Origin of the sequence: Streptomyces sp. NBC_00096, from assembly GCF_045041305.1 — a bacterium.
Classification (GTDB): domain Bacteria; phylum Actinomycetota; class Actinomycetes; order Streptomycetales; family Streptomycetaceae; genus Streptomyces.
In genome coordinates, this window is the sequence record NZ_CP108221.1 from 6331661 (window position 1) to 6354821 (window position 23161).

Genomic DNA, 23161 nt, shown 5'->3' on the forward strand with positions numbered 1-23161 from the left:
GGCCAACCCGGAGACCCCGTCCGCCCTGCTGGAGGCACCCGGTCCTGCCGCCGGAGGCCATCGTCGAACTGCTCGACGACCAGGACCGGTACATGGTGCAAGCCGCCGCCAACCCGCCCCTGCCGCCGGCCGTCATGGCGCGGCTGGTGCCCGGGCCGGAAGGGACGGCCTAGGCCAGCGCGCTCAGGCCCGGGCCGAAGGCCACCAGGAGGGGGATCGCCGGAGCCAGGGTCGCCAGGGCGGTCAGGCGCATCCGGCGGGCCGGCGAGAGGCGGGGTGCGGCCGCCAGCAGTCGGCGGACCCGCTGCGGGACGTGCGCCTGCGGGGCGGGGCCGGGGCCGAAGAGGCCGCGGTCCTCGTTGAGGCCGACCAGGGCCAGGGCGATGGTGAGGCGCCCGTAGCGCCGCGAGGCCACGTCATCGGCGGCCAGTTCCACCAGCCGGTGCATCTCCGCCTCGAACGCCGCGAAGACCGGGACCTGCGGGAACCCCCGGGACAGCGCCCGCGAGCAGTGCAGCAGCCAGTCGTGCCGGGCCGCCGCGTGGCCCTGCTCGTGGGCCAGTACGGCGTCCAGCTGGCTCCCCTTGAGCCGGCCCAGCGCCGCCGTCGTGACCACCAGCTGCGGAGCCGGACCCGGCAGCCACCAGCTGTCCGGGCGCCGCCCCTCCAGGACGACGAGGCGCGCCCCGGCGGCCTCCTCCCCGGGCAGCAGCGGGGCCCGCAGCAGCAGTTCGGCGCCCTGGGCGCGCCGCCGGGAGCGGGCCCGCAGGACCTCCCGGGCCAGCATCGCGCCGGTCCACAGCCCGCCGCCCGCCAGTAACACCGCGGTGCAGGCGGCCCAGAGCCCGCCCGCGGCGCCCAGCGCGTACGCGTCGACCACACCGCTCGGAGCGGCGGCGAACAGCCGGCCCCGGACCGCCTGCCAGGCGGCGGCCGCGCTCAGCGGCATCGACAGCGCGAAGCACAGGAGCACGGCGCCCACCACGCACTGCCACACCCACAGGGCGACGACGGGTTCCCGCTCGGGCCATTGGGCCCGGGCGAGGAGGCGGGGTGCGAGCACCGCGGTCAGGGCGCCGAGCAGCAGGAGAACGGCGGGGACCATCATGTGCCTCAGCCTATGAGCGTGCGACTACCTGCGGGTATGGTCCGGGGGAAGGGTGACGCAGCACACGTTTGCCGTCTCGGCGGCCGGCCTCACATCGTGAGCAGCATCGCCAACATCCCCATGCCCATGGTGAGTCGACAGGCCCGGATCACCTCGCCGGGCCCCGCGGGGGTGCCCGGCCCGCCCACCGTGACCAGCCGGGCGCCGCCCAGCACCACGTACCCGGCGTAGTAGAGGAGCAGCAGGCCGGTGAGCAGCGGCAGCCCGGCATCCCGCCCGTGCCCGTGGCCGCCGGTGCCCGCCCCCGACGCCAGCGCCATGTAGACCATGGTCAGCGAGCCCACCAGATGGTGCGCGTGGTGCGGGCCGCCGCGCAGCAGCCACACCGCGTGCAGCGCCGCGGCGCAGAAGACCGCGCCGAGCACGGGCGTCTGCCAGTCGCCGCCCAGCCGCAGCGGCACCGCCATCAGGGCCATGCCGAACCCCATCGCCGCCTCCCCGGCCGCCGGACCGCCGCCGGATCTGCCCGCGCGGCGCAGACAGTACGCCCCGCTCGTCGCGCAGAGCAGGACGAGGAGCCAGGCGGAGACGGAGGAGGAGAGGGACATGGCGGGACCGTGCACGGCGGAACCTCCCGGTTCGTCGGCTTCACCGGAAGAGATGCCCCCGTCGGGCCGACCGCACGCCGCCCGAGGTTAGGCTCTGTACGACCACAGGAACCACGTCGTACGCATGTGCGCAGAACGGAGCCCTCGATGCCGAGCGCCGACCCCCGGTCCTTGACCTTCCGCAGTGCCGTCGAGGCGGACATCCCGGAGCTGGTGGAGCTCGTCGAATCGGCGTACCGGGGTGATTCGAGCCGCGGCGGATGGACCACCGAGGCGGACTTCCTGGACGGGCAGCGGACCGACGCCGATGACGTGGCCCGGATCGTCGCGCACCCCGAGGGCATGCTCCTCGTCGTGGAGCGGGCCGGTGAGATCGTCTCCTGCTGCCACCTCGAACACCGCGGGGACCACGTCTACTTCGGAATGTTCGCGGTCCGCCCCGGCCAGCAGGGCGGCGGCCTCGGCAAGGCGGTCATGGCCGAGGCGGAGCGCCGCGCCCGCGAGCAGTGGGCGGCCAAGGAGATGCGGATGACCGTGATCAACGTACGGGAGGAGCTCATCGCCTTCTACGTGCGCCGCGGTTACGAGCGCACCGGCGAGATGAGCCCCTTCCCCTACGGGGACGCGCGGTTCGGCATTCCGCTCCGCGAGGACCTGGCCTTCGAGCTGCTGGTCAAGCCGCTGTAGCCGTGGAGGCGGCCCCCCGGGCCGCCCCGCCGCCCCCGCCGCCGATCCGCCCCTCCGGCCCCGTCGGCCTCAGGCGGTGAAGCGGCCCGTGGAGCGGATCTCCGGGAAGTCGGTGAGCACGCCGTCCACTTCGAGGGCGCGCGCGAGGCGCAGCCGCTCCAGCGTGTTCACCGTCCAGCCCGTCACGCGCAGTCCCGCCTCGTGCGCCGACTCCACGGTGTGCAGGGTGAGGTGGCCGATGTTGAGGGCGACCGTTTCCGCGCCCGCCGCCACGGCCCGGCGGATCGCCGCCTCGGCGTCCGCCGGACCCTGGTTCGCGTAGAGCACGGTGCGGACGCCCGGCACCAGCCGGGCCGTCTCGACGAGCACCTCGTCGTCGAAGGAGGCCGCCTCCACCCGCGCCGTCAGATCGCGGCGCAGCAGCAGTTCGCTGAACGCCCCCACGGCGGCCAGGTCGTGGACCTGGACCCGCAGCGGTGCCCGCACCGCGTCCAGGACTTCGTCGAGGACGGGCACGTGCTGGCCGTCCCCCGCGTCCAGTTCGCGCAGTTCGGCCAGGGTCAGATCGGCCACGGCCCCCGAGCCGTCGGTGGTCCGGTCCACTTCGGCGTCGTGCAGGACGACGAGGGCACCGTCCTTGCTCAGCCGCACGTCCAGGGCGACGACGTCCATGCCGGAACGTTCCGCGCGGACGAACGACCGCAAGGTGTTCTCCGGTTCGACACCCATGACCCCGCGGTGCCCGATGGTGAGGAAAGTCAAGGTTCTCTCGCTTCCGTCGACGGCGGCTCCCCGCGCGGTCCCGGTGTCCCGACCGGCCGCGCGCGCTGTTGAGGACGCATGCTAATGCGCCGTGCCTGCGATGAAACCGTCTTTGCGGGGGCTCCGCAACGGCGTCCGGCCGCCTGCGGCCCGGCCCGCCGGGGGCCGTGGAGCCCCCGGCGGAGCCCTCGTGGTCACCCGGGCGTGGGCGCGTCCCCGCTGCCTTGACGTTCCTGCCCGGGGCCGCCCAGACCGTCCAGGTCCGCCAGCAGGGCCCGCGCCAGCTCCAGTTCGGCCAAGTGCTGGCGCTCGCTCCAGCGCAGCGCCAGGGTCGGGAACGCCCAGTCCGGTTCGGCGGCCGCGTGCGCCATGGCCTCGCGTACGGAGCCCAACTCCTCGGTGGTGCGCTCCAGATGCTCCGTCACCATGGCGCGCAGCCGGTCCGGTTCCGCCAGGTGGCCGAGCCAGACCCGCAGCAGCAGCCCGTGCTTGAGCACCGGGGGGCCCGCCTCGGCGGTGTCGGAGGCCCAGCCGGCCAGCGCCTCGCGGCCGGCGGGGGTGATCGCGTAACGGCGCTTGGCCCGCACCTCCTCCGGCCCCGAGCGCACGGAAGCCGCGTAGCCCAGTTCCTCCAGGCGGCGCAGTTCCGCGTAGATCTGGCTGATGGCCGGTGACCAGTAGAAGAAGCGCAGGGAGGAGTCCGCCCACTTCTTCAGCTCGTAGCCGGTCCGCTCCCCGGGGAAGGAGAGCAGGCCGAGAACCGCCCACGCGGTCGGCGGTAGCTCTTGCTTCTTCGGCTTCTGACTACTAGTCATATTTCGAATTGAAGTGAGACCTGGCACGGGACGCGACCCTGGAGGCACCGTGAAATTCTCCGTCATCTTCGAGGCTCAACTGGCCGACCCGACCGTGGAACGGGAGCACCAGGTCATCCGCGACTGCGTCGAGCAGGCGGTGCTCGCCGAGCGGATGGGCTTCGACCGGATCTGGGCGGTGGAGCACCACTCCTTGAAGTGGTACGCACACATGTCCGCTCCCGAAATCTTCCTGACCTGGGTGGCGGCCCGGACCAACACCATACGCATCGGGCACGGAGTCGTGTGCATGCCCTTCGCCTTCAACCACCCCGTCCGGGTCGCCGAGCGGGCGGCGATGCTCGACCTGCTGTCCGGCGGGCGGGTAGACCTCGGCGCGGGGCGCGGCGGGACCGCGCAGGAGACCTCGCTGTGCGGGGTCGACCGGGACCGCACCGCGGCGGAGGTCGAGGAGGCGCTGCGGATCATCGGGAAGGCCTGGCAGGAGGAGGAGCTGGAGTACCACGGGGAGCTCATCGACATCGATCCGCACCCGATCCTGCCCAGGCCCAGTCAGCGCCCGCACCCGCCGCTGTTCCTGGCGTGCAGCCGGGGCGAGACGCTGGTGCAGGCCGCCGAGCTGGGCGTCGGGGCGCTGGTGATGGGGTTCGCCGGGCCGGAGTCCATCGCGGGGATGCGCTCCGTGTACGACGCCGCGATCGCCGGCCGGGACGGCGGCCGCTTCGTCTCCACGGTGGTCAACGACCACTTCTCGGTGCTCTGCCCGACCATCGTGCTCGACGACCCGGAGGAGGCCCGCCGGATCGGGATCCGGGGGCAGCGGTTCTTCGCGCAGTCCATCGGCCACTGGTACGGCGGGGCGGGCGTCCCGGACGAGGCGGTGGTCGCGGGCGCCGACGAGGGCGCCGAGATGCGCAGGGCCGCGGAACAGGTGGTGGCCCGGCTGCACGAGCTGGACATCCCGGTGCGGCCCACGTCCACGGCCACTTTCAACGCCGACCACGCCTACGGGAGCGCGGACGAGGCGATCGCGTACGTGGAGCGGCTGCGGGAGGCGGGGGCCGACGAGATCATGTGCCTGATCCAGATGGGGACCGTGCCGCAGGAGGCCTGCCTGGAGACCCTGCGGCAGTGGGGCGAGAAGGTCATCCCGCACTTCGCGAACGGGGGCGCGGCGAACGGGCACGCTGGGAACGAGCGCGGTGCGGACGAGCACCGCCGGAACGCGTGAGGAGCCCCGCCGTGCCCGGAGCACCCCTCGGCGGTGACCGGCTGGACCCGGCCGCCCGCCCCTACGTCGACGCCATGACCGCCTTCTTCCCCGATCTCGGGGGCGCCGTCACCGACGCCGCGGAGGCGCGCCGGATCCTGGCCGCCGTCCCGGCCTCCGCCGGCCCGCCGGCCGCGGTCGGAGCCGTCGAGGACCGTGAGGTGCCCGGGCCGCCAGGGGCGCCGCCGGTGCCGGTGCGCGTCTACCACCCCGATCCGGAGCGGTGGCCCGGGCCCCGGCCGACCGTGGTGTTCTGTCACGGCGGCGGCTGGGTCCTGTGCGACCTCGACAGCCACGACGCCACCGTCCGGGCGCTCTGCCGGGCCTCGGGCGCCGTGTTCGTCTCCGTCGACTACCGGCGGGCGCCCGAGGAGCGGTTCCCCGCCGCCGTCCACGACGCGTACGCCGCCCTGTGCTGGGCCGGCGAGCACATCGCCGAGCTGGGCGGGGACCCCGGGGCGCTGATGGTGGCCGGCGACAGCGCCGGCGGGAACCTGGCCGCCGCCTCGGTGCTCCTGGCCCGGGAGCGCGGAGGGCCGGCCGTGGCGCTCCAGGTGCTCATCTACCCCGCCCTGGACGCCGCGCGGGACACCGGGTCCCACCGGAGCAACGCCGAGGGCTACTTCCTGACCGCGGCGCACCTGCGCTGGTTCTGGGAGCAGTACCTGGGTCCGGACGGCGACGGCGGCCATCCGCTGGCCTCCCCGCTCCGGGGCGACCCGTGCGGGCTGCCGCCCGCCCACGTGCTGGTCGCCGGGTGCGATCCGCTGCGGGACGAGGGCGAGGCGTACCACCATCAGCTGATCCGGAGCGGGGTTCCTTCGGTGCTCGACTCCCACCCCGGGATGTTCCACGGGTTCCTCGCGCTGGCCGGAGTGCTCCCGCAGGCCGGCCAGGCCTTGGCGCGGCTGGGCGGAGTCATCGACTCCGTGCATGGGAACGGGAAGACTTCCGGCGGGACCAGGGGTGACGCAGGATAATTTCCCGGATCTCCTCTTGAACAGGAGAGCCTCGCATGCTTACGCTGCCCTGACGTGAGGTTCTCCTGTGGAGGAAGTGACATGACGGAAACTCTTGTGCCGGGTATCGGCGGTGCCGTGATAACCGCCGGTGGACGGGTGGTGGACCACCCGGCGTGGCCCGAGCTCAAGGCCGCCGTGGAGGAGATCCGGTCCTGGCAGTCCGCCGACGGATCCATCGACTTCGAGGCCCAGGGGGCGCACGCCCGCGCCGCCGCCCCGGTCGTGGTCGAGCGCGTGATCGCGGCCGTCGAGGCGCTGTCGCCGCTGCTGCCGCACGGGGGCGCGTACCACCAGGCCCTCATCGCCGACCTGCGCAAGTGGGCCGCCGGCGGCTTCGGCGTGCCGGACTTCCTCGACTCCCTGCTGGCCTTCCACCCGGCGGCCGAGCGCGCCGACGGGCTCCAGCACCTCGTGGTCTTCCCGATGTACACCCAGAACGGCAACCCGGACCGCAACCTCGAGGCCGTCGTGCTGAAGATGGTGTGGCCCGAGTGGCTCGCCGAGCTGGAGCGCACCCGGTACGACAACCCGCTCTTCCTCGGCATCACCTTCGAGGACTTCACCCCGGGCTACGACACCCACTCCGCGGTGCTCTTCCCGGAGACCATCGCCGTGCGCGAGGCCCCCGAGCGCTTCACCTGGGGCGGTATCTTCTGCGACCGCGAGGCCGCCCGCTACCGCAAGGTCACCGAGGCCGCCGTGGACATCCTGGGCATCGAGCTGCCCGAGGACATCGCCCGCATGGTCGAGGACCAGGAGCGCTGCGAGAAGGCCTTCGTCCTGTGGGACATGGTCCACGACCGCACCCACAGCCACGGCGACCTGCCGTTCGACCCCTTCATGATCAAGCAGCGCCAGCCGTTCTGGATGTACGGCCTCGAAGAGCTGCGCTGCGACCTCACCGCCTTCAAGGAGGCCGTGAAGCTGGAGTCCGAGGGCAACGAGCACGGCCGTGACGTGCAGTACGCCGTCCTCTTCGACCGGATGTTCCGCTTCCCGGTGTCGGGCGACCGCAACCGGAACTACGACGGCCTCGGCGGCCAGCTCCTCTTCGCGTACCTCCACAAGCACGACGTCGTGCGCTGGACGGACAACAAGCTGAAGATCGACTGGATGCGCGCCCCGCAGGTCACCAACCAGCTGTGCGCCGAGATCGAGGACCTCTACCGGGCCGGCATCGACCGCCCGAAGCTCGTCCACTGGTTCAAGGCCTACGACCTCGTCGCCGAGTACCTCGCCCCCCACCCGGGCTCCAAGTGGGCCAAGGGTCCCGACGCCCTCGACCTGACCCAGCCGCCGCGCAAGCTCGTGGACGACGTGCTGCCGGACGAGTTTCCCCTGAGCATGTTCTATGAGGCCCTGGCCAAGAAGCTCAAGGGCGTGATCGCCTCGACCAAGGGCATCACGGCAGGGAACGCCGCGGAACGCGAGCGCGCCGCGTGAGCACTCGCCCACAGGAGGCTGCACAGATGAACGGCTCCGGGAACGGAAACGGCAAGCTCCACGGCGCGGTGGTGGCGGTGGCGGGGGCCGGCGGGCCCGCCGGCCGCGCCACCCTGCTCCGCCTCGCCGAGGCGGGCGCCGTGGTCATCGCGTCCGACGCCGACGCGGCGCGGCTCGCGGAGGCCGTGGACGCGGCACGCTACGCCCACGGCGGCGCCACCATCACCGGTGACACCGTGGACCTGCTCGACCTGGACGCCACGAAGGCCTGGGCCGAGCAGACCGAGAAGGAGTTCGGCCGGATCGACGGCCTGGTCCACCTCGTCGGCGGCTGGCGCGGCAGCACCACCTTCACCGACACCGACCTCGCGGACTGGGCCTTCCTGGAGAAGCTCCTCATCCGTACCGTCCAGCACACCTCGCTGGCCTTCCACGACGGACTCCTGCGCAGCGAGCACGGCCGCTACGTGCTCGTCAGCCAGTCCGGCGCGCACAAGCCGGTCGCCAACAACGCCGCGTACAACGCGGGCAAGGCGGCCGCCGAGGCCTGGACGCTCGCGATGGCCGACTCCTTCCGCAAGCTGGGGGGCGAGAACGGTCCCGGAGCCGCGGCTGCGATCCTGGTCATCAAGGCACTGGTGCACGACGCGATGCGCGCGGAGCGTCCCACTGCGAAGTTCGCGGGCTTCACCGACGTCAAGGAGCTGGCCGAGGCCATCGCCGGCGTCTGGGAGCGGCCCGCCTCCGATGTGAACGGACAGCGTCTGTGGCTCACTCCCCAACCGTGAAGAACGCTGCCGTGAGGACCGCGATCAGGAAGTCCCAGGCGAAGACCGACGCCCGCCGCCACCACGACCCGGCGGTGCGCGGCTTCGCCAGCGACAACTACGCCGGGGTGCACCCGGAGGTCCTGGCGGCCATCGCGCTGGCCAACGGCGGTCACCAGGTCTCCTACGGCGACGACGAGTACACCGAGCACCTGCAGCAGGTCTTCCGCGGCCACTTCGGCGCGCACGCCGAGGCCTACCCGGTCTTCAACGGCACCGGCGCCAACGTGACGGCCCTGCAGGCCCTCACCGACCGCTGGGGCGCGGTGATCTGCGCCGAGTCGGCGCACATCAACGTCGACGAGGGCGGCGCGCCCGAGCGGATGGCCGGGCTCAAGCTGCTCACCGTCCCCACCCCGGACGGCAAGCTCACCCCCGAGCTCATCGACCGGCAGGCCTGGGGCTGGGAGGACGAGCACCGGGCGATGCCGCAGGTCGTCTCGATCACCCAGAACACCGAGCTCGGCACGGTGTACACCGTGGACGAGATCCGGGCCATCTGTGAGCACGCGCACGGCAAGGGCATGAAGGTCCACCTCGACGGGGCCCGGATATCCAACGCGGCGGCCTCCCTCGACGTACCGATGCGCTCCTTCACGAACGCGGTCGGCGTGGACGTGCTGTCCTACGGCGGCACCAAGAACGGGATGATGGCCGGCGAGGCCGTCGTCGTGCTGAACCCGGACTCCGTCCGGCAGATGAAGCACATCCGCAAGATGTCGATGCAGCTCGCCTCCAAGATGCGCTTCGTGTCGGTGCAGCTCGAAGCACTGCTCGCGAAGGACCTGTGGCTGCGCAACGCCCGCCACGCCAACGCGATGGCGCAGCGGCTGGAAGCCGGGGTGCGCGAGACCGACGGGGTGGAGATCCTCTACCCGGTGCAGGCGAACGCGGTGTTCGCGCGCCTTCCGCACGAGGTGACGCGGCGGCTGCAGGAGCGTTACCGCTTCTACTTCTGGGACGAGATCGCCGGCGACGTCCGGTGGATGTGCAGTTACGACACCCAGGAGGAGGACGTGGACGGCTTCCTCCAGGCCCTCAAGGAAGAGCTGTCCCGCTAGATCCAGCGCACGTCATAAATCTATAGGCATGCAGAGTCATGCATGAGTATGCTCCTGGATCATGGAATTGATCCAGGAGCATACTGACCTTGCCGCCTATCTGGCAGCCGACGAAGCGGTCGATCACGAGCATCCGTTGGTCCTCGAGACCGCCGACGCCCTGTGGACCGCCACGGGCGACGCATATTCATACGCCAAAGCGGCCTTCGAGTTCGTCCGCGACACCATCCCGCACAGCGCCGACTCCGGGGACGACCGCGTCTCCTGGCGCGCCTCCGACGTCCTGGGCACGCGCAACGGCATCTGCTACGCCAAGTCCCACGCGCTGGTCGCCCTGCTGCGCGCCCGGGACATCCCGGCCGGGCTCTGCTACCAGCTCCTCGGCGACGACGACGGGTCGAACCTGATCGTCCACGGCCTCGTCGCGCTGCGCCTGCCCGGCGGCGAGGACTGGTCCCGGGTGGACCCGCGGGGCAACAAGCCCGGCGTGGACGCCCAGTTCACCCTCGACCGGGAACAGCTGGCCTTCCCGGTCCGCCCCGAACTCGGTGAGATCGACTACCCCGGGCTGTACGCGGCGCCCCACCCGGCCGCGCTCAAGGCGCTCCAGGACTCCGCGGACCGGCCGCAGCTGTGGCGGAACCTGCCGACGGCCCTGTAGCGGCGGGACCACCGGCCGCAGCCGCCTTGCGCGCGGAGCCGCGTACGGTCACCAGGACGTGCAGCAGCACGGCCACCAGTTGCAGGGCCGCGATCGCGAGCAGCAGCGTCCACGGCGGCGCGTCGACGGCGAGCCCCACGAGGGCGGCGCCCGTCGACGCGGCCGTCACCTTCAGCCCGGCGCCCAGGGTGAAGACCTGGGTCCGCACCCCGTCGGGTGCGAACTCCGAGCGGATCCGCAGGGTGGCCGTCAGCAGCGGCCCGTCGCACACCCCCGCGGCCGCGAACGCCACCGCCGTGAGGGTGATGCCCGGAGCGAACGCGGCCGCGGTCAGCGCCACCCCGGTACCCGCCATGGCCCAGCGGGCCAGCCGGCCCGGGGGCACGGCCGTGATCCGGCCCAGCGTCAGGGAGCCGGTCAGGGCGCCCAGGGCGAAGGCCGTCATCAGCACCCCGCCGCCACCCGGGCTGCCGAGCGAGGTGGCCAGCAGGACCGAGGTGACGGTGAGCGCCCCCAGGCCCAGGAAGGCCAGGGTCGTGGCCGAGGTGACGGCCCGCAGTTCCCGGATCCGCCACAGGGCGACCAGCCCCGCACCGAGCCCGGCCCGGGGCGCGCCGGTGGCGGAGCCCGGGTTCCCGTACGGAAGGGTCGCCGCCAGAGCGGCCGCCAGCGCGCCGGACCCGGCCAGGAGGGCCATCGCGGGCCCGGCCGAACCGAAGGCCGCGACCAGGCTCACGGCCGCCGGGGCCGTGACCGAGGCGCCGTTGTAGGTCGAGGCGTCCCAGCCGTAAGCCCGGTCGCGCGCGGGACCGGCCGGGACCAGCCCCGCCACCAGGCTGGACAGCCCGCCCGTCACCATCGGCCCGCAGGAGCCGCCGAGCACCGCGACCGAGAGCACCACCGGCGTCGGCGCCCGCCCGAGCAGGACGGACAGGACCGCCACGGCCGTCGCGAATCCCGCCAGGGCGCCCACGTGGAAGAGCCGCGGCCGCCGCGACCTGGCCGCGGCGGCGCCCGCCAGTGGGGCCGCCAGCACGTGCGGAGCCAGCCAGGCGGTCAGGACGAAGGCGCCGTACGCCGCGCTCCCGGTCCGCTGCAGGGCGAGCAGTACCACCGCCATGCCCATGCCCTCGGAGGCGAACCGCGCGGCCAGCGCGGCGGCGAGGTACCGCCCGAACCCCTGCATCCCCGGCCCCTCCCGGTCGATCTGTCGGCTGTCGGTCTGTCGATCCCTGGATGTAACGTGATGGATCGGCAAGACGTTACGCCATCCGGGTGTAGGGCGAAAGGATCGCGGCATGGCAGATTCAGGGTCGGGATTCTCGGCGGCCCAGCGGCTGGTCGACCTCGCCGAGGCCGTCCGCGCGGTGCCCGAACTGCCCCGCGCCGAACTGGTCGCCCTGCTCGCGCGGCACGGGGAACGTCCCGGCGACCTCACGTCCGAGGCGTTCACCGAGGCCGACGCGGCCGCGCTGCGCGCCGCCGCCCGGCGGATGGGGGAGGTGCTCGGGGAGGACGATGAGGACCGCGCCGCCCGGGCCCTCAACGCCCTGTTCGAGGAGTACGGCACCTGCCCCCGGCTCACCCGGCACGACGGCCACCCCTGGCACCTGCACGTGGACCGCGGGGAGGGGGCCGGCTGGGACGGCTGGTTCCTCGCCTCGGGCGCTCTGGTGCTGGCCGGGCTGCTCACCGCATACGGGCGGGTCGCCTGGGGAGCCTGCGCCGCGGAGGGCTGCGGCCGGTACTTCCTCGGCGCCGGGCCGGGCAGCGCCCGCCGCTACTGCTCCCACACCTGCGCCACGCGGGCCCGGGTCGCCGCCCACCGGCGCCGCAAGCGGGCAGAGGGGGCGGGCTGACGGCGCCGGATGCTGCGGGGCGGCGCGGGCGGCCCGGCCCTCGCTGACGGCAGGTTTCGGTCAATAGGAAACCTTCCTGTCTGACATCGTTGTCAGCTTGGCATGCACATGAGTATCTTCAGCCTCAGGATTCCCCCCACGGACCCTCCGCAGGCCCCCTCCCCCCACCTCCGACCGGAAGGCGCTCATGCGTTTCGGAGTCCCCGCAGGGCTGTTCGCGACGGCCCTCGGCCTGGTCGCGGCAGTCACCCTGGCCCCCACCTCCGCCGCCCACGCCGGAACCACCCCGACCATCCCCACCACCCCTACCACCCCCGCCACCCCGGCCGCCGCCCCCACGGCGTTCGCCCACCCCGGAGTCCTGAACAGCCGTGCGCAGTTGGACTTCGTACGGGCGAAGGTGCAGGCCGGGCAGCAGCCGTGGAAGGCGGCCTTCGACGACATGCTGGCGAGCCGGTACGGCTCGCTGTCCCGGACGCCCAAGCCCCGGGCCGTCGTCGAATGCGGCTCCGGCTCCAACCCGGACCTCGGCTGTTCCGACGAGCGGGAGGACGCCATCGCCGCGTACACCGACGCGCTCGCCTGGTACGTCACCCGCGACGACCGCTACGCGAAGAAGTCGATCGAGCTGATGGACGCGTGGTCCGCCCGGATCAAGGACCACACCAACAGCAACGCCCCGCTCCAGAGCGGCTGGGCGGGCTCCACCTGGCCCCGCGCCGCGGAGATCGTCAAGCACGCCTATCCCGGCGGCTGGCCGAACCAGGGGCGCTTCGCGACCATGCTGCGCGAGGTGTACCTGCCCGAGGTGATCGGTGGGAGGCCGAACAGCAACGGCAACTGGGAACTGATCATGATGGACGCCGCCGTCGGCATATCCGTCCACCTCGACGACCGCGCGAGCTACGACAAGGCGATGTCGGTCTACCTCGGGCGGGTGCCCGCCTACTTCTACCTGGCCTCCGACGGGCCGCAGCCGAAGTACCCGCCGCGCTCCACCGTCGACAGCAGGAGCGAGCTGATCGACTACTGGCACGGCCAGAGCACCTTCGTGGACGGCCTGGCGCAGGAGACCTGCCGGGACTTCGGCCACACCGGGATGGGGATCGCGGCGACGATGCACGTCGCCGAGACCTCGCGCATCCAGGGGCGTGACCTGTACCCGGAGTTCAAGGACCGGTTCCGGTACGCGCTGGGCTTCCACGCCAAGTACGAACTGGGGGAGGCCGTCCCCTCCTGGCTCTGCGGCGGGAGCGTGGCCAGGGGCCTGGGACCCGCCACCGAGGTCGGCTACAACGCCCTGCACACCCGGCTCGGCGTCACCCTGGAGAACACCCGCAGGCTCACCGAGAGCCGGCGTCCGGCGGGCACCGAGAACCACTTCGAGGCGTGGGAGACGCTGACCCACGCCGAGAACCCGAACTGACGGGCACGCACACCGCGGTGCGGCCCCGCCACCCGGCGGGGCCGCACCCGTGCGCGGGTCCCGGCCGTGCGGAAGTGCTTGGCCGTGCGGAAGTGTCCGGCCGTGCGGAAGCGCCGGTCCGTCCGGAAGTCCTGGCCGTGGGTGAAGTTCAGCCCGCTTCCTTGACCTGGGCCGCGGTGGGAGCCGTACCGCCGAGGTGGGCCGGCAGCCACCAGGAGTCCTCGGTGCCCCTGGGCTTGCCCGGGTAGGCGCTCTGCGCCGCGTCCAGGAGCTCCTGGACCCGCTCGCGCAGCCGGCGGGTGATGGCCCCGGCGTACTGGTCGGCGGGGGCCTCCAGCGGCTCGCCCACCCGCATCGTCACCGGGATGTGGCTGCGCTTGAGGTCCTTCGGGCGGCCCTTGGTCCACAGTCGCTGCGTACCCCACAGCGCCACCGGGATCAGCGGGACACCGGCCTCCTGTGCCATGCGCGCCGCACCGGACTTGAAGCTCTTGAGCGTGAAGGACTGGGAGATCGTGGCTTCCGGGAACACGCCGATGATCTCGCCGGAGCGCAGCGAGTCGAGCGCGTGCTGGTACGCCGTCTCACCCTGGGCTCGGTCCACCGGGATGTGCTTCATCGCGCGCATCAGCGGGCCGGACACCTTGTGCCGGAACACCGACTCCTTCGCCATGAAGCGCACGAGGCGCTTCTGCGGGCGCGCGGTCAGCCCGGCGAAGATGAAGTCGAGGTAGCCGATGTGGTTGGACACCAGGACCGCCCCGCCCTTGCGCGGGATGTTCTCGGTGCCTTTCATGTCGATGCGGACGTCGAGCGCGCGGAACAGCGCGTGCGCGGCTCCGATGACCGGGGGGTAGACGAGCTCAGCCATGGTGGGGGAGACCCCGCTTTCTGCCTGGAGGTGCTCCCGGCCGGAAGTTACGGCAGCGTAGGTACGCGGCCATGGGGATCGTGCCCCATACGCGAGCCGCAGGCCAGTCCAGACTGCTGTACCTGGCGAGATTCTCGTCACGCCGGGAATGCGGCGCGCCCGCGGGGCGCTCGGATCAGCGTACGACCGTACCGGGATGATGGACGAGTATCCGTACGGGCAGGGCGACGCGGCGACGGGAGCACGGGTGCGCGGGCAGGAGCGGGACGAGGGCGAAGGCGCTCTGGGCGTCGCCGAGTTGGGCGCCGAGCTGGGGGAGCGGGCCAGCCTGGTGCAGTTCTCCAGCGCCTTCTGCCAGCCCTGCCGGGCCACCCGGCGGATCCTGGACGAGGTCGCGGCCATGGTCGGGGGCGTCGTGCACATCGAGATCGACGCCGAGAAGAACCTGGACCTGGTGCGGGCCCTGGGCATCGAGAAGACCCCGACCGTGCTCGTCCTGGACGCGGCCGGCCGGATCGTGCGGCGGGCGGCCGGGATGCCGCGCAAGGCGGACGTGATCGCCGCCCTGGGCGCCGCCGTATGACGGGTCCGGCGGCCCTGCCGGCGACGGTCCGTGAGCCGGTACGCGCGCCCGCACGCAGAGTGACGCGTCCTACATCTGTCCGTTGAGGCTTGACTGTGTACACGGGAGATCGCCAGGCTTGCGATATGCGGTATGAACTCCTGCTTTACGGACGGGGCACCCCTTCATGACGGCTCCGACGGCTCCGTCCCCCCGTTCCGGCACCGGCCTGCCCGGCTCGCCCGACCTGTTGCGCTCGGTGTTCCGCCGGCATGCCGCGGGCGTCGCCGTGATCACCGCCGAGAGCGGCGGCCGGCCGGTGGGCTTCACCGCGACCTCCCTCAACTCGGTCTCGGCCGACCCCCCGCTCCTGTCGTTCACCATCGGTACCGGGTCCTCCAGCTGGCCCGCGGTACGGGACAGCGACCACCTCGGCGTCCACATACTCGGTGAGCACCAGCGGGACCTGGCGGGCCTGTTCGCCCGGAACGGGGCCGACCGCTTCGGGCCGGCGACCGACTGGGCGCCCGGGCCGCACGGGGTCCCGGTGCTGGACGGCGTGCTGGCCTGGCTGGTGTGCCGGGTGGCGGCGCGGGTGCCGGCCGGCGCGCACCGGGTGATCATTGCCGAGGTGGTGGCCGGGGAGCCGGCGGGGGACCCGGTCGGCGATCCGGCCGGGCAGGGCCGTCCGCTGCTGTACCACCAGGGGCGCTTCAACGCCTTGCGCGACTGAATCGTCCCTGCTGGGGCCGGTTCCGGCGGCGTTGGCCAGATCACAGTTCGCCAGCCTTGCAACCTGGCGGCACCCGTTGTGTACTGACGAGTAACATTCCTGACGGAGCGCGGGCCGCCCCGGCGGGAACGGCCCGAGATGGCGCCTATGCTGCCTGAACAAGGCGGTACCAGAAATGTCGATGCGGTAGGAGAGCCGGCGTGAGCCTGAGGATCGTTGTCTGTGTGAAGTACGTGCCCGACGCCACCGGCGACCGGCAGTTCACCGAAGACCTGACCGTCAACCGTGACGACGTCGACGGCCTGCTGTCGGAGCTCGACGAGTACGCCGTCGAGCAGGCGCTGCAGATCGCCGACGAGGCCGACGACGCGGAGATCACCGTCCTGACGGTGGGCCCCGAGGACGCGAAGGACGCGCTGCGCAAGGCGCTCTCGATGGGTGCCGACAAGGCCATCCACGTCGAGGACGACGACCTGCACGGCAGTGACGTCATGGGCACCTCGCTGGTGCTCGCCAAGGCGATCGAGAAGGCCGGGTACGACCTGGTCATCACCGGCATGGCCTCGACCGACGGCACCATGGGTGTCCTCCCGGCGATCCTGGCCGAGCGCCTGGGCGTCCCGCAGGTCACCCTGCTCTCCGAGGTCAAGGTCGAGGACGGCGTCGTGACCGGCCGCCGCGACGGCGACACGGCGAGCGAGCAGCTGGAGGCCTCCCTCCCGGCGCTCGTCTCGGTGACGGACCAGTCGGGCGAGGCCCGCTACCCGTCCTTCAAGGGCATTATGGCCGCCAAGAAGAAGCCGGTGGAGTCCTGGGACCTGGAGGAGCTGGAGATCGAGTCCGACGAGGTCGGTCTCGAAGGCTCCTGGACCGCGGTCGACTCCGCGACCCAGCGTCCGGCCCGCACCGCCGGCACGATCGTCAAGGACGAGGGCGAGGGCGGCAAGTCGCTGGCCGAGTTCCTGGCCGGCCAGAAGTTCATCTAAGAGCTTCGGCCCCTCGCAAAACGCCCCCTGACTACTTCGCATTCGCAGGAGCATCCCCAATGGCTGAAGTTCTCGTCTACGTCGACCACGTCGACGGCGCCGTCCGCAAGCCCACCCTCGAACTGCTGACGCTGGCCCGCCGCATCGGCGAGCCCGTCGCCCTCGCGCTCGGCCCCGGCGCCGAGGCCACCGCCGCCGTGCTCGCCGAGCACGGTGCCGTCAAGGTCCTCACCGCCGACGCCTCCGAGTTCTCCGACTACCTCGTCGTACCGAAGGTGGACGCGCTCCAGGCCGCGTACGACGCCGTCTCCCCGGCCGCCGTGCTCGTCCCCTCCTCCGCCGAGGGCAAGGAGATCGCCGCGCGCCTGGCCGTCCGCATCGGCTCGGGCATCATCACCGACGCCATCGACCTGGAGGCGGGTGACGAGGGTCCGGTCGCGACGCAGGCCGCGTTCGCCGCGTCCTTCAGCACCAAGTCCCGCGTCTCCAAGGGCACCCCGGTCATCACCGTGAAGCCGAACTCGGCCCCGGTCGAGGCCGCCCCGGCCGCCGGCACCGTCGAGGCGCTCGCCGTCACCTTCGGCGCCCTGGCCACCGGCACCAAGGTCACCTCGCGCACCCCGCGCGAGTCGACCGGCCGCCCCGAGCTGACCGAGGCCGCGATCGTGGTCTCCGGTGGCCGCGGCGTCAACGGTGCCGAGAACTTCCACATCATCGAGGCGCTCGCGGACTCCCTCGGTGCGGCCGTCGGCGCCTCGCGCGCCGCCGTCGACGCCGGCTGGTACCCGCACTCCAACCAGGTCGGCCAGACCGGCAAGTCGGTCTCCCCGCAGCTGTACATCGCCTCCGGCATCTCGGGCGCGATCCAGCACCGGGCCGGCATGCAGACCTCGAAGACGATCGTCGCGATCAACAAGGACGCCGAGGCCCCGATCTTCGACCTCGTCGACTACGGCGTGGTCGGCGACCTCTTCGCGGTCGTCCCGCAGCTGACCGACGAGATCAAGGCGCGCAAGGGCTAAAACCCTGCCGCAGGCGCTGACCTGCGGGTAAGTGGTCTCCGGGGCCGTGTGGTGTTTCTCACCGCACGGCCCCGAGTCGTTTGTCCAGGACGGCGGAGGGACCATTGACTGAGCGGAACCCCGTGACTAAATTCTGTAATGCGGATCTAAGATTCCGTGAAGCGGAAAAGAGGAGAGTGCACGATGGGTCAGCAGGAGAAGGTGGCGACGAGCCTCGCAGGCGCGGTCAGCGAGGGCATCAGCGCTTCCCTCAAGCCGGTGGACGCGGAACTCGCGCGCCACTACCCGGGCGACCCCGGCACCCGCCAGCCCATCCACACGGTCTACGTGCCCGGTGACGTCTTCGCCGAGGACACCATCCGCTCCTGGGGCGACCAGGCCCTCGCGGCCCTCGACGAGCACGCCCCGGACGCCGCCACCTTCGCCAAGGTACTGGGCATCTCCGACGAACTGGCCGTCCCGGTCTACGACCGCGTCCGCGCCAAGCTGGCCTCCGAGCCGATCGAGGACCTGCGCGTCGACTTCGAGGACGGCTTCGGAGTCCGCTCCGACGAGGAGGAGGACCAGGCCGCGGCCCGCGCCGCCCGCCTCGTCGCCGAAGCGTTCTCCAACGGCACGAACGCCCCGTACATGGGCATCCGCATGAAGTGCATGGAGTCCAACGTCCGCGACCGCGGCATCCGGACCACCGACATCTTCCTCTCCGGCCTGCTGGCCCACGGCGGCCTGCCCGAGGGCCTGGTCCTGACCCTGCCCAAGGTCACGTACCCCGAGCAGGTCACCGCCTTCGTGCAGCTGCTGGAGGCCTTCGAGACCGCCCGCGGGCTGCGCCCGGGCCGGATCGGCTTCGAGATCCAGATCGAGACCAGCCAGTCCATCCTCGCCTCCGACGGCACCGCCGCGGTCGCCCGGATGATCGAGGCCTCCAAGGGCCGCGCCACCGGCCTGCACTACGGCACCTTCGACTACAGCGCCTGCGTCGGCGTCTCCGCCGCCTACCAGTCGAGCGACCACCCCGCCGCCGACCACGCCAAGGCGATCATGCAGGTCGCGGCCGCCGGCACCGGGGTACGCGTCTCCGACGGTTCGACCAACGTCCTGCCGATCGGCACCACCGAGCACGTCCACGAGGCCTGGAAACTGCACTACGGCCTCACCCGGCGCGCTCTCGCCCGCGCCTACTACCAGGGCTGGGACATGCACCCGGCGCACCTGCCGACCCGCTACGCGGCCGTCTTCGTCTTCTACCGCGAGGGCCTGGAGACGGCCGCCGCGCGACTGAAGGCGTACGTCGCCAAGATCGAGGGCGACGTCATGGACGAGCCCGCCACCGCGAAGGCGCTGGCCGGCTACCTGGTCCGCGGCCTCGACTGCGGTGCCGTCGGCACCGAGGAGGTCACCGCCCTCACCGGCCTGACCCGCGCGGAGCTCGACGCCTTCGCCATCCCGCGCCGCTCGGCGACCCTGACGGCGACCGCCTGAGCGGTCGAGCCGGGGCGACACCCCTGAACGAGGCCCGGCCGGTCTGCCCCCGGCCGGGCCTTCCGGCGCCTCAGGACCCACGGACCAGCCAGAGCCGCAGGCTGCCGTCCTCGCACGCGGCGGCCAGCAGGCTCCCGTCGGGGGAGAAGGCCGCCGACGTGGCGCCGCCTCCCGCGCCGCCGTCCAGCAGGCCGGCGAGGAGCCGGCCGCTCGCCGCGTCCCACAGCCGCAGGGCGCCGTCGTCGCCCGCCGCGGCCAGCAGGCCGCCACCGGGGGAGAAGGCCAGCCCGTTGATGCCCGGCCGCTGCCCCGTCAGCAGTGACCCGAGGGCCTCACCGGTCCACGGGTCCCACAGCGAGAGGTCCGCCCCGTCCACGCCGATGAGGGCGAGCGGGCCACCTCCGGGTGCGAACGCGGACCCGGCCCGCATCCCGCCCGGCCTTTCGGCGAACGGCCGGCAGGGGGCACCGCCGCTCTCCGCGTCCCACACGTGGACCCGCTCCCCGATACGGCGAGCAGCCGGCCGTCCGGCGAGAACCGCACCTCCGCCCCATGGGCCGGTTCACCCGGCTCGAAGGGGCCGCCCCGCTGCGCGAAGGAGGCCGCGTCGTGCACCGTCACCGTGCCGCCGGTACGGGTGAGCGCGACCAGCGAGCCGTCCGGCGAGTACGCCATGTGCCCGACCATGGACAGCCGGGCACGGTCCGCCGGTCCGGTCGGGGCCGTCAGCCCGCGGGAGGCCCAGATCCCCGGCGGGACGCCGGCCGGGCCGAACTCCACCCCCCAGGCCGGCATCCCGGGCGGCACGCCGAGATCGGCGACCTGCCGCCGGGTGGCCGGGTCCCACACGAGCAGCCGGTCCGCATCGCTCACCGCGACGATCAGCGAACCGTCCGGTGAGAACCCCACCCGGTCGAGCGCCGCACCGCCGTCCCGAGGCTCTGCCGGATCCGGCCGCAGAGTCGGCAGCGGTACGGCGACCCTCTCGCGCAGGACGGCCGCCAGCGCCGCGGCCCCGCTGTTCGCCCGGGCCGGTGCCGGGGCGGGATCCGGCCCCGTGCGGTGCAGCAGAACGGTCTTGTCGTCGCCCGCGGTGGCCAGCAGCCTCCCGTCCGGGGAGAAGGCCACGGCGTTGACCGCGAGGGTGTGACCGACGAGGGGCTGCCCGGCCGGCGCACCCGTCGCGGTGTCCCACAGCCGAACGGTCCGGTCGCCCCCGGCCGTGGCGAGCAGGCGTCCGTCGGGGGAGAAGGCCACGGCGTTGATGGCGTCGTCGTGCCCGATGAGGGCGGGGCCGGACTGCCGTCCGGTCGCGGTGTCCCACAGCCGCGCCGTCGCATCGTGGCTCCCGGTGGCCAGCAGCCGGCCATCGGGCGCGTAGGCCAGTGCTTCCACGTTGTCGGAGTGCCCGGTCATGACCGGGCCGACGGGCCGGCCGGTGACCGTGTCCCATTGCCGCAGGGAGGCGAACCCGTCCGTCGCCGCCAGCCGCCGGCCGTCCGCGGAGAGGGCGATCACCTCCGAGAGACCCCCGCAGTCCGCCAGGGGCGGACCGACCGGCATGCCCGAGTCCAGGTCGCGCACGTGCACCTCGTCGCCCTCGCGAACGACGCCGAACAGCCTTCCGTCGGCCACGAACACCGGCCTGCCGGGGTCCCGGTCGCCGGACCAGGGCCGGGGCGAGCGCAGCGTGGACCATGACAACGGGTCCCACAGGTCCACGTCGCCGTCGTCCCGCAGGGCCAGGAGCCGGTCGCCGGCGGGGGAGAAGGCGACATGGATCACGGAAGTGGAGGACTCCCAGTGGCCGTTGCCCCGCACCCCCTCGGCCCGGCCCCCGGAGACGTCCCACAGCCGGACAGTGCCGTCGTTGCCCGCGGAGGCCAGGGTCCGGCCGTCGGGGGAGAAGGCCAGCTGCCAGATCAGACGGGTGTGTCCGATGAGCCGGTGGACGATCCGGAACGCACCCGCGCCGGGCCTGCCGGGCGGACCCGCCGGGCCCGGCGCGGGAGCCGGAGCCCCGGTCGCCGCAGCTCCCCGCACCGGGGTCGGGGACCGGTCCGGCGGACGCGCTACGGGAGCGGCGGCACGGCGTCCGGCCCCCGGGTCATCCAGGGCGGCCAGCTCGCGCCAGCGGCGGCGCCAGACCTCCAGCTCGGGCGCCCCGTGCGCGGGTACGGGCTGCTCGCGGCCGAACGCGTCGTAGGAGTGGAGGATCCGCACCAGGCCCATGAGCCGGTCCAGCCCCGGCAGGCGTCTGCCGCGGAACGCGTCGCTCTGGGTGGCCTTCGGGAGGCGGATCCCGGTCTGCGACCGCTCCGCACGGGCGGCGATGGCGTCGTACGAGGGTCTGCCGCGGTCGATCCGCAGCTGGCGCAAGTCCGCCGCGAACGCGGCGAGTTCATCCATGAAAACGGGCGTGTTCCCGGGCGTGGTCTCCATCGGTGCCCAGGCTAGGGTGGCGTGCCACGGCTCCGCCGGACAATCCCGAACAGCGCGGAACGCCCCGGCCGGCCGCCGGTGTCCGGTGCCGTCCGGCGGCGGTACGGGTTCGTTCGGCCCGTGCAGCGCGGCGGTGCCCGGCGCGCTGCAATCGGGGCATGACCACACCGGAGCCACGCGCATCCCAGCACCCCGAACGGCGGCACTCCGAACGGCGGCATCCCGAAGCGCGGCAACCCGAAGCGCGGCATCCCGGTCGCCGGCGGCCTCCCGAGCAGCCTCCCGAGCCGCCGCTCCTGACCCTGCACGCCGCCGTCGTACTGGTCGCCGCCGTCCTCGTCGGGTTCACCGCGGGCGGGCTGAGTCATCTCGGCGGGGTGCCCGCCGCGCTGGCCGTGCTCGCGGGGCTGGGCGCCGCGGGCGGAGCCGTCCCCGTGCTGCGCGGTCTCATCCGGTGACCGCCGGCGGGATCTCGCCCGAGCCGCGGGCGATCAGGCGGGTCGGGAGCTCGATGCGGGCCGGGGCGAGGTCCGCGCCCGCGAGGCGCTGGAAGAGGCGGTCCGTGGCCACCCGGCCCAGGGCCGCCGCGTCCTGGGCGATCACGGTGATGCCGGGGGTGAGCAGGTCGGCGAGCTCGAAGTCGTCGAAGCCGACCAGTGCCACCGGGCGGGGCAGGGCCGCGAGCACGCGTACGGCCGTGACCGTCACGCGGTTGTTGCCGGCGAAGAGGGCGGTGACCGGGTCCGGGCCGCCGAGCATCTGGCGGGCGGCGGCCGAGACGCGCTCCGGGGCCGTCGCACCGAGGGAGATCCAGGATTCGCAGACCGGCAGTCCGGCGTCCGCCATGGCCGCGCGGTAGCCCCGTAGCCGCTCGGTCGACGTGTGGATGTGCGGATGGTCGCCGATGAAGCCGATCCGGCGGTGGCCGCCCGCGATCAGGTGGGCCACCCCGTCCCGGGCGCCGCCGAAGCTGTCGGACAGGACGACGTCCGCGTCGATCCGGCCCGCCGGACGGTCCACGAACACCGTGGCCACCCCGGCCCGGATCTCCGGCTCCAGATAGCGGTGGTCGTCCCCGGCCGGGATGACCACGAGGCCGTCCACCCGGCGGGCGCACAGCGCGAGCGCCAACTCCCGCTCCCGCTCCGGGTCCTCGGCGCTCGAGCCGTTGATGAGCAGCGCGCCGTGGGCGCGGGCCACCTCCTCCACGGCCCGGTTGAGGGGCCCGTAGAAGGGGTCGGAGAGGTCCTCCAGGACCAGTCCCACGGTGGCGGTACGGCCCTTGCGCAGGACCCGGGCACTGTCGTTGCGGCGGAATCCGAGCGCGTCGATGGCGTCCTGGACCCGCTTCTCGGTGTCCGGAGTGACTCCGGGCTCGCCGTTGACCACGCGCGACACCGTTTTCAGGCCCACCCCGGCCCGGGCCGCCACGTCCTTCATGGTCGGCCGGTTGCCGTAGCGGGGCTCGGGCGGGCGGCGGGTGTGCGGCACGGGGCGGACCTCCGGGTGGGCGG

Annotated in this window: 24 protein-coding genes; 15 read left to right on the forward strand and 9 right to left on the reverse strand. The window is 73.0% G+C overall.

The window, feature by feature from the left end; translation table 11 throughout:
• Positions 1–169: 169 nt before the first annotated feature.
• A complete protein-coding gene (locus OG904_RS28125; protein WP_405495643.1) occupies positions 170–1108 on the reverse strand; it encodes a M56 family metallopeptidase in 939 nt (312 codons plus the stop codon).
• An 89-nt stretch (positions 1109–1197) separates the two neighbouring features.
• Positions 1198–1716, reverse strand: a complete 519-nt coding sequence (locus OG904_RS28130) for a DUF5134 domain-containing protein (protein ID WP_405495645.1) — start codon at positions 1714–1716, stop codon at positions 1198–1200.
• A 147-nt stretch (positions 1717–1863) separates the two neighbouring features.
• On the opposite strand from OG904_RS28130, the gene OG904_RS28135 reads away from it, so the two are divergent.
• Positions 1864–2403: a GNAT family N-acetyltransferase gene (locus tag OG904_RS28135; RefSeq protein ID WP_405495647.1), complete on the forward strand. Its 540-nt coding sequence runs from the start codon at positions 1864–1866 to the stop codon at positions 2401–2403.
• A gap of 69 nt (positions 2404–2472) precedes the next feature.
• Here OG904_RS28135 and OG904_RS28140 read toward each other — a convergent pair whose 3' ends face one another.
• Entirely contained in the window at positions 2473–3165 is a 693-nt protein-coding gene (locus OG904_RS28140; RefSeq protein ID WP_405495649.1) for a glycerophosphodiester phosphodiesterase, read from the reverse strand.
• Between the two features lie 194 nt (positions 3166–3359).
• Complete coding sequence (locus tag OG904_RS28145) at positions 3360–3980, reverse strand: helix-turn-helix transcriptional regulator (protein WP_405495651.1); 621 nt, start codon at positions 3978–3980, stop codon at positions 3360–3362.
• A gap of 49 nt (positions 3981–4029) precedes the next feature.
• Here OG904_RS28145 and OG904_RS28150 point away from each other — a divergent pair, with 49 nt between their 5' ends.
• From OG904_RS28150 to OG904_RS28175, 6 genes are all read left to right on the forward strand, one after another.
• The gene (locus OG904_RS28150; RefSeq protein WP_405495653.1) at positions 4030–5211 is read left to right on the forward strand and encodes an LLM class flavin-dependent oxidoreductase; all 1182 of its coding nucleotides are present in this window, start codon (positions 4030–4032) and stop codon (positions 5209–5211) included.
• Positions 5212–5222: 11 nt separating this feature from the next.
• Positions 5223–6230 (forward strand): alpha/beta hydrolase, encoded by a 1008-nt coding sequence (locus OG904_RS28155; RefSeq protein WP_405495655.1) that lies wholly within the window; start codon positions 5223–5225, stop codon positions 6228–6230.
• Positions 6231–6311: 81 nt separating this feature from the next.
• Positions 6312–7715, forward strand: a complete 1404-nt coding sequence (locus OG904_RS28160) for a DUF6421 family protein (RefSeq protein WP_405495657.1) — start codon at positions 6312–6314, stop codon at positions 7713–7715.
• 26 nt (positions 7716–7741) lie between these two features.
• A complete protein-coding gene (locus tag OG904_RS28165; protein ID WP_405495659.1) occupies positions 7742–8503 on the forward strand; it encodes an SDR family NAD(P)-dependent oxidoreductase in 762 nt (253 codons plus the stop codon).
• An 11-nt stretch (positions 8504–8514) separates the two neighbouring features.
• Positions 8515–9603 (forward strand): threonine aldolase family protein, encoded by a 1089-nt coding sequence (locus tag OG904_RS28170; protein ID WP_405495661.1) that lies wholly within the window; start codon positions 8515–8517, stop codon positions 9601–9603.
• A 61-nt stretch (positions 9604–9664) separates the two neighbouring features.
• Positions 9665–10264: a transglutaminase family protein gene (locus OG904_RS28175; RefSeq protein WP_405495663.1), complete on the forward strand. Its 600-nt coding sequence runs from the start codon at positions 9665–9667 to the stop codon at positions 10262–10264.
• On the opposite strand, the gene OG904_RS28180 is transcribed toward OG904_RS28175, so the two are convergent.
• Positions 10200–11450, reverse strand: a complete 1251-nt coding sequence (locus OG904_RS28180; protein WP_405495665.1) for an MFS transporter — start codon at positions 11448–11450, stop codon at positions 10200–10202. The genes OG904_RS28175 and OG904_RS28180 overlap by 65 nt on opposite strands.
• Positions 11451–11562: 112 nt before the next feature.
• Here OG904_RS28180 and OG904_RS28185 point away from each other — a divergent pair, with 112 nt between their 5' ends.
• Together OG904_RS28185 and OG904_RS28190 are read left to right on the forward strand one after the other, a co-directional pair.
• On the forward strand, positions 11563–12123 hold the full coding sequence (locus OG904_RS28185) for a CGNR zinc finger domain-containing protein (RefSeq protein ID WP_405495667.1): 561 nt from the start codon (positions 11563–11565) through the stop codon (positions 12121–12123).
• Between the two features lie 187 nt (positions 12124–12310).
• Positions 12311–13549 (forward strand): alginate lyase family protein, encoded by a 1239-nt coding sequence (locus OG904_RS28190; RefSeq protein ID WP_405495669.1) that lies wholly within the window; start codon positions 12311–12313, stop codon positions 13547–13549.
• Positions 13550–13697: 148 nt separating this feature from the next.
• On the opposite strand, the gene OG904_RS28195 is transcribed toward OG904_RS28190, so the two are convergent.
• Complete coding sequence (locus tag OG904_RS28195) at positions 13698–14420, reverse strand: lysophospholipid acyltransferase family protein (protein ID WP_405495671.1); 723 nt, start codon at positions 14418–14420, stop codon at positions 13698–13700.
• A 196-nt stretch (positions 14421–14616) separates the two neighbouring features.
• Between OG904_RS28195 and OG904_RS28200 the strand changes: the two genes are divergently transcribed.
• The 5 genes from OG904_RS28200 (at position 14617) to OG904_RS28220 (ending at position 19205) form a co-directional block, all read left to right on the forward strand.
• Positions 14617–15003 (forward strand): TlpA family protein disulfide reductase, encoded by a 387-nt coding sequence (locus tag OG904_RS28200; protein ID WP_405495673.1) that lies wholly within the window; start codon positions 14617–14619, stop codon positions 15001–15003.
• A gap of 166 nt (positions 15004–15169) precedes the next feature.
• A complete protein-coding gene (locus tag OG904_RS28205; protein ID WP_405495675.1) occupies positions 15170–15715 on the forward strand; it encodes a flavin reductase family protein in 546 nt (181 codons plus the stop codon).
• A 200-nt stretch (positions 15716–15915) separates the two neighbouring features.
• Positions 15916–16701 (forward strand): electron transfer flavoprotein subunit beta/FixA family protein, encoded by a 786-nt coding sequence (locus OG904_RS28210; protein WP_405495677.1) that lies wholly within the window; start codon positions 15916–15918, stop codon positions 16699–16701.
• Between the two features lie 59 nt (positions 16702–16760).
• Positions 16761–17723 carry an electron transfer flavoprotein subunit alpha/FixB family protein gene (locus OG904_RS28215; RefSeq protein ID WP_405495679.1) on the forward strand — a complete coding sequence of 321 codons (963 nt, stop codon included), beginning with the start codon at positions 16761–16763 and terminating at the stop codon, positions 17721–17723.
• Positions 17724–17906: 183 nt separating this feature from the next.
• Positions 17907–19205, forward strand: coding sequence for a DUF6986 family protein (locus tag OG904_RS28220; protein ID WP_405495681.1), 1299 nt, complete (start codon positions 17907–17909; stop codon positions 19203–19205).
• Between the two features lie 70 nt (positions 19206–19275).
• Here the strand turns inward: OG904_RS28220 and OG904_RS28225 are convergent, their stop codons facing one another.
• Positions 19276–19581, reverse strand: coding sequence for a WD40 repeat domain-containing protein (locus OG904_RS28225; protein WP_405495683.1), 306 nt, complete (start codon positions 19579–19581; stop codon positions 19276–19278).
• On the reverse strand, positions 19518–21614 hold the full coding sequence (locus OG904_RS28230; RefSeq protein WP_405495685.1) for a WD40 repeat domain-containing protein: 2097 nt from the start codon (positions 21612–21614) through the stop codon (positions 19518–19520). The genes OG904_RS28225 and OG904_RS28230 overlap by 64 nt, the downstream gene beginning before the upstream one ends.
• Positions 21615–21805: 191 nt before the next feature.
• Here OG904_RS28230 and OG904_RS28235 point away from each other — a divergent pair, with 191 nt between their 5' ends.
• Positions 21806–22105 (forward strand): hypothetical protein, encoded by a 300-nt coding sequence (locus OG904_RS28235; RefSeq protein ID WP_405495687.1) that lies wholly within the window; start codon positions 21806–21808, stop codon positions 22103–22105.
• Here OG904_RS28235 and OG904_RS28240 read toward each other — a convergent pair.
• Complete coding sequence (locus OG904_RS28240) at positions 22095–23087, reverse strand: LacI family DNA-binding transcriptional regulator (RefSeq protein WP_405498319.1); 993 nt, start codon at positions 23085–23087, stop codon at positions 22095–22097. The two genes, OG904_RS28235 and OG904_RS28240, sit on opposite strands and share 11 nt — an antisense overlap.
• Positions 23088–23161: the final 74 nt, after the last annotated feature.